This window comes from Treponema zioleckii (assembly GCF_014737315.1).
Taxonomy (GTDB): domain Bacteria; phylum Spirochaetota; class Spirochaetia; order Treponematales; family Treponemataceae; genus Treponema_D; species Treponema_D zioleckii.
The window spans coordinates 52,044-58,371 of record NZ_JPUF01000016.1 but is presented as its reverse complement, the minus strand read 5'-3'; the positions used below and the strand labels follow the sequence as shown (position 1 = coordinate 58,371).

At 44.9% G+C, this 6,328-nt stretch carries 5 protein-coding genes; all 5 read right to left on the bottom strand.

Going from position 1 to position 6,328, the window contains the following annotated elements:
• Positions 1-133 precede the first annotated feature (133 nt).
• The 5 genes from JI65_RS05960 to JI65_RS05940 all read right to left on the bottom strand — a co-directional run bounded on the left by JI65_RS05960 (position 134) and on the right by JI65_RS05940 (position 6,306).
• On the bottom strand, positions 134-1,117 hold the full coding sequence (locus tag JI65_RS05960) for a hypothetical protein (protein WP_191014472.1): 984 nt from the start codon (positions 1,115-1,117) through the stop codon (positions 134-136).
• Between the two features lie 14 nt (positions 1,118-1,131).
• Entirely contained in the window at positions 1,132-2,193 is a 1,062-nt protein-coding gene (locus JI65_RS05955) for a hypothetical protein (RefSeq protein WP_191014471.1), read from the bottom strand.
• A gap of 2 nt (positions 2,194-2,195) precedes the next feature.
• A complete protein-coding gene (locus JI65_RS05950; protein WP_191014470.1) occupies positions 2,196-3,116 on the bottom strand; it encodes a hypothetical protein in 921 nt (306 codons plus the stop codon).
• 2 nt (positions 3,117-3,118) lie between these two features.
• Positions 3,119-5,344 carry a hypothetical protein gene (locus JI65_RS05945; RefSeq protein ID WP_191014469.1) on the bottom strand — a complete coding sequence of 742 codons (2,226 nt, stop codon included), beginning with the start codon at positions 5,342-5,344 and terminating at the stop codon, positions 3,119-3,121.
• Positions 5,345-5,589: 245 nt separating this feature from the next.
• Entirely contained in the window at positions 5,590-6,306 is a 717-nt protein-coding gene (locus tag JI65_RS05940; protein ID WP_191014468.1) for a hypothetical protein, read from the bottom strand.
• Positions 6,307-6,328: the final 22 nt, after the last annotated feature.

Below are 6,328 nucleotides of genomic sequence, written 5' to 3'. Positions count from 1 at the left end.
AAGGTGAGCCGCAAAGCGGCGTCAATAATTTTCCTTACAGCTTGCACCGCGTGAACAAAAACGTTTTTTTTGCGGTAGTGCAGACAATTTTTTTTACATTTACAAGTTTATAATGCGGAAGTCCTGCACGCTATTAATTGTCGAAGTGTTTTTTTAGTTCGTCAAAGGTTACATTTCCGTCAATTTCGCGAACCTGAATTTTTCCGTTCAACACATCAAAAAAGAACTGCGTAAGCTGCCTTACCGTCAAATCCGGACCTTTTTCGCCATTCGATTTGTTGAGCGAATATTGCTTCAAAACCTGCGAACCCAAACTCGCCGAAATGATAAGGAAGTGATTCTCAAGATTTCCCAAATCAACCAAGTCTGTAACAAGAACTCGGCTCGCAACACTGTAACTGTAGTACATTGACTTTGTGCCGTCCGCGTCGGTAAGGTCAGTCTTTTGCTTGTCGTTTATCAAATCAAGGGCAATCTTACCGGTATTCGGCTTTTCTTCCTCGCCCTTGTACAGCGAACCCAAATCCGCGAGCGAAAGATTCCAGAACTGCGTCGTTGCAGGATTGAACGACATTGGCGACTCGGAAAACGAACTCGGATACAAAAGATAGTTGATTCCGCTCGAAATAACTTCCGCGCCGTGGAACGTTCCAATCATGCAGGAATCAATCTGAAGGACTTTGCTCGCAAAAACTCCGCCCAAAACGACACAGTTTTCAAGATAAACTTCCTTGCTGTAAATCGAACCGCAAACCATCGCGTTGCGGAGTTTTACCACAGGAGCGTTAATCTCGCCGCCAAAAATAATTCTTGCATCGCTTACAAGTGCCTGAACAGTAGAAGAACTGGCAACTGATTTTACAAAGTAAATTTCGCCCTTTGCAGAAGTCTGAACGTGAAGCTCAGTGTCAGCAAAAATCGCGCCCCTAAATTCAGCAGGACCGTTGGAAATATCAAAATGTTTTGCGTAAATCGCGCCTTCAACGATTACGTCGCCGTCAACAACGACTTTTCGGCCAAGCTCCGCATTGGTTCGCGGAATAATACTCGTGGCAACTCGGTTATCCTTCAAGGTAATAACATTCTGCCCCATGTTCACATCATTTATATCTGTCATTTTTTTATTTCTCCCTAAAATGTCTGAGTGTCGCTCTGATTTTTTAGTTGCATAATTGTCTCGTAGATTCTTTTTGCCCTGTCATCTCCAGAACTCAACGAGTCGCCGAGTGATTTTTCGGCAATGGCGTTGAACGCAGTATCAAGAGAAGTTTTTTCTATTGAATTCAGCTCCCGCCAGCCACTTGGATTTGAGGCAAAGAAATTCGAAACGGAATTTTTGACTTTTTCCGAAGCAGCGCCAGGAACGTCGCTTGCATAGCAAATCGAATCCTTTAAGCCATCGTTCGAAATACTGTCTTTCTCCAAAAAAACAACCGGAATGCATTCCTGCCGAATTTGGTCGGAGACAAACTCGCGGATAACGTTATTCATTTTTCGGGAATAAATTTCTTCCTGCAAAACGTGGTCGCCCAAATCGTTTATGAGATTTTTTACCCTCGAATGATTTTTTGCCACCGAAAGCTGCTGATTCACGATTTCGTCATCATGCATTTTTGTAATCGCGTTGACGATTTTTTCGCCCGCTTCTTTTGTGAGCATCTGGCTCTTTACGTTCTGTCCGAATTCATACGCATTTTTGTCCAGCACAACAACACGGCGTTTAAGTTCCTCGTCGAGCGTCAAAAATATCTTGTAGTATTTTTGAACAGTCCGCGTGTAGTCTGAATCCATGCGGGTCTGAACTTCGGAGAGCGTCTTGTGCCTGTCCGCCATAAGGTCGCGAATCGCGTTGAATTTGCTGTACAAAGCAGCCATATTCTGCGAAAGCTCGCTTTTTATCATGTTGAAGAATCCGCCAATCACGTGGTCGGCAACTTTGTCCGCGCCAGAGCGAATCGAAGCGACTTCTGCAGAATTTGCGGCAACTACAGCACCTGTAAGAACGTCAACCGAACTTTTGCATCGGTTCACGCTAGAATCGAACGGCGAAGTGTCCACGTGCAGGTTGATGTTGACCGGAATGTAGTCGTCAAAAACGACCGTCTCGGAGCCGCCGGTCTCAGTTTTTCCCCAGTGAACCGTTTTTGAGTAATGAACATGAATACTTTCGTTTATACGTCTACTGTAACTCATGGCTATTCCTCTTTAGAAGTAACGCCCCACACGGAAGCATCAAAAAGACGAATCATCTCTTTTGCGACCCGTTCGTCAACACCTTCCGAACCGCATTTTTCGAGGAAAATATTTTTAATCTGGCTCTGCGTCTGTGCATCAACGCTTTTCCACGGGAATTCTTGGAATTTGCCCGAAACGTTGTTAACGAGAGTCGCTCCGTCAAGATTCTCGGTCTGAGGAACGTAAATATTTTTTACGGAAGTTTCCTCCGCGAACATGCTGTCGCTCTCAACAAAAATCACGGGGATATATTCATCGCTCGGAGCCTGAACGTTCCTGTCTTTGAGGATATGTTCCAAAGTCTTGTTGTAGTTGATTGTTTCAAGAACGTTCTCACCCATTACTGCGATTGATTTTGCCGATTTGTTTTTTGTGTTCGCCGCAATCGACTGCGTGTTTACAATCTGGGATTCGCTGTCATAAGTAATATTTTTTACGACATCGTTCTCTGCGGAAATCTTGGACTGATTCCTAACTTTTCTAAGCTCATACGCCGATTTGTCAAGTTCGTGAACACGCATTTCCAGGGCGTGATTCAAACTTGCAAAATGCTTTGCGTAACGGGCCTTGATTCTAAGATAGTCGTGGTCCATTATTCCTTCGATGCGGGAAATCTCTTTCTTAAAGGTTTGCATGAGCTGATATTTGCTGTACATTTCGCTTTTGCAGGCTGCAATTTTTTGGCTCAGCTGAGACTTCATCAGCATGAAGAATCCGTTGTCCACGTTCGCGGAGATTTTTTTTGCAGCATGTTCCTGTGCTGCAACGACGGCAGTTTCCATTGCAACGACGGCGGTGGTTACACCTTTTACGTGACCGTTTACCGAATCAATGGAGTCTGCCATTGGGTGTGTGTCAACTGTAATATTAAAGTCTGCCATGGCTACTCTCCGTCAGGATTTTTATTCTCGTCATCGTCGTCAGATTCGTCTTCGTCGTCGCCGGACTCTTCGTCCTCGTCAACGATTGTAGAGTCATCTTCGTCCACGATTGTGGAATCGTCTTCATCTACGATGGTAGAATCGTCGTCAATAATCGTCCTGTCTTCATCTATAATTGTTGCGTCAGCATTTAAATCCTCTTGCGGGAAGTTTTCAGTTTCGTCTGAAGACTGGCCTTGTTCGGGGTGCGCTGTGGAAGACTGCACTTCATCATTCATATTTTCTGAATTTCTTGAAGTGGCTTCCTCGGTCTCGGTTTCGATTCTGTAAAGTTCCTGAGAAGCCACTTGCTGCATGTTCATCGTAAAGTCGTCCAGGAGTTTTTCTTCTACATTCGGAGCCGGTGGCACCTGCGCATAGGTCGCAAAATATGGGTTGAACGGAATGATTCGCTGGCGGCGCGGCTCAAGGGCCTGCAAATTCTGCGGCTGGATTGAGCGGGCAATATCGCGGCTTTCAAGGTCTCTGAGAGAGCCTTCGTAATACTCAACGTGCCCGAACTGCTCAGAACTCATCTGAATGTCGGCCTGCAAAGCGTCCATTTTTTCCTGGAATTCCTCGCTCGCCTTGTGGCAAGACTCAACGCTGCTTTCGAGGGCTGCCATCTCGGAATCTTCAACGCTCACGGTCTCGTCAACTTCGGAAGCTTCAAGATTTCGGGTCATCTTCATTGAATCCTGAGTGTTCTTGTAAGAAAGATACGTGTTGTGGGCCGTGGTGTATTCTGCGTAAGCGTTCGTAATCTGGGTGATTAAGTCCTGGCCTGCCTTGCGGTTGTCGCGGAACGCAGCCTCAACGTCCTGATGCCATTTGTTCAGATAGCTCAGTTTTTGGTTCTGAATGTCGTTGTACATTTTGAGTCGCTCAACGCGGGTCTCGTTCATAAGATTGTTGATGAGCGGCATGAGGACTTCTTCCTCAACCTGATTCACAAAGAACGGATTGTTGGTTCTGCTGTTGTCTTCCGAAACCCAGGAATTGCTGAAAATTTCGTAGCGGACGCGGGAACTTTCTTTTAGCTCGAACGGCTTGTAAGTCTCAACGCAATCTTCGTAGTTGAACTCTGTGTTGCAAAGTCTGTCGATTTCTTCCTGTTCGAGTTTTGGCGAATAATGATTGTAGCCAGCTTTCATTACGGCAGACAAAATTGAATTGGTGTAATCAAGCAACTTGCTCGTGGAATTTGTTTTTAATGCAGAAACAAGCTGAACTACGTCGCCCAGCTCGCGGATAAGATTCTTAAAGTATTCGGTGTTTCCCTGATTTGAATTCTTTTCAAGTTTTTTTTTCATCTCGTTAATCTGAGAGAAACTTTCGAGCTTGTCGGAGAAACCTTCCGTGCTGAATACGTTCACAATCGGTTTGTCGCCGGTGTCGGTGGTCGCGTATTCATCAATGAATTTGTCTTCGCCACTTGAAGGCGGAACGACAGGAAGCGAAACGGATTTTGTGTCGCTGTCGTGCAAAAGGTAGCTTATGTTACGAACCTGACGGTCAATGTTTCCCATGTAGTTGTGGAGAGTTACGTTCTGAACGCTTCGGCTGTAATCGCTCGTGTCGATTGACTCGGCATCCTCGTTGCCTTCAACTACCGGCACGTTGTGAATTCCGTCTTCGAGCAGACTCAATGACTCCTGCAAGGCTTTTGGCTGACGAAGAACGGCAAGCGAAAAGTCTGTGTTCGGCATTCCGCCAGTATGGTCAACCACAAAACTCTTTCCCTCGAACGGAACGCGGGTCGCAATCGGAACGTAGGCAACGCCCATTTTTGTGACTTTAAAATCGCGACGAATATCGTTTTTTGCCTGAGTGTAAGCCGCAATGTTGTCGGTAGAACGCTTAACCTCGCCGTTCGCCCGCAAGCGGATAACAAGTTCGATTACCGCGCCAATAAATCCGAGCGCGGCAAGCACAAAGAATCCCTGAGAAGAAGCAAGCGCCAAAATTACGCCGGCAAGCACAATCACTCCGCACGCAATAAGGCCAATCATGCTGTTTTTTTTGGTCTTTTCGTTGTTATCGATTCTGTTTTGCGCAGCTTCAATTTTGTTTTCAAGCTCAATCTCTTCGCCTACAATTTTTTCAGCAGCCTTCTTGTAGTAATCGAAAAGAATTTTTGCCTCGTCGTCATAAATGTTCGCTGACTCAGAAAACACTTTTCCCGTCATCTATATTTCCTCCTTTATGAAATACCTTTTCCTTCCATAGCAAGCGGAAGAGAACGCATTAAACAAGTTAACCAAAAATCATTTGGTCGGTAGGGGAGGCAACGCTTCGCTAATGCAAAAAAATGATTCTGAGCGGTGCGAGCGAAGCGAGTTAGATACCAATTCCGCTCAGCCATCATTTTTTTTTGAAACGCCGCAACGAACGACCAAGTGATTTTTCATTGCAAGTTAATCTAATACGTTTTCTATCTGCGCAAAAGTTTTCGTTGTTTTATGAGAAGTTCCAGCGTGGTTAAGGCAGCTGTTAAATTTGCGCTATTACCGCCAGAAGTCACTTCGTCAATCTGGGACTCGACTTCCGAAATCTTCGCAATTATCTTGCTCTCTATTTCTGCGGACTCTGCCGTATCCACCGGCGAAATGTAGCGAACTTCATCCGCGAGCGAGTTGATTTTTTTCTTAGCCTCAAACGATGAGTCGCCAAGCGTTTCGGATTTTAGCTTTAGCATGTCGAACGAGGAATGGATTTTTGAAATCAAGCTCAGGGCGCGCTCTTCTTCCTGCTGAACATTGGCAATGTGAGTGTTTCCAACGTAAGCAAAATAAATAAAAATCGCGCAGAAGAAAAACAACGCCGCTTCGATTATGAAGGCAATGCGAACCTGAAGTTTTTCCATAAGCACGACAATCGAAAGAACAAGCGTTACGAATTCAAAAAGCGACAAGCAGAACCACAAACCGACAAGGCTTGGGATTTTCTTGTCAAAATTATTGAGCGTTATCGTGTTAAAAAACAGCGGAAAGAAAAAAACAACGTAAATGACGGCAAGATTTATCCAGAAGAATTTTTGAGAGTCGGTTAAAGTCTCCGCCGTGTTAAAAAGTTTGAATGCAGCAAAAATGATTCCAAGGCCCAAGACCATAAGAATCACTTTAAAGAAAGTTGATTGTGATTTTGTCATAAACTCCTCATTTTTTATGTTG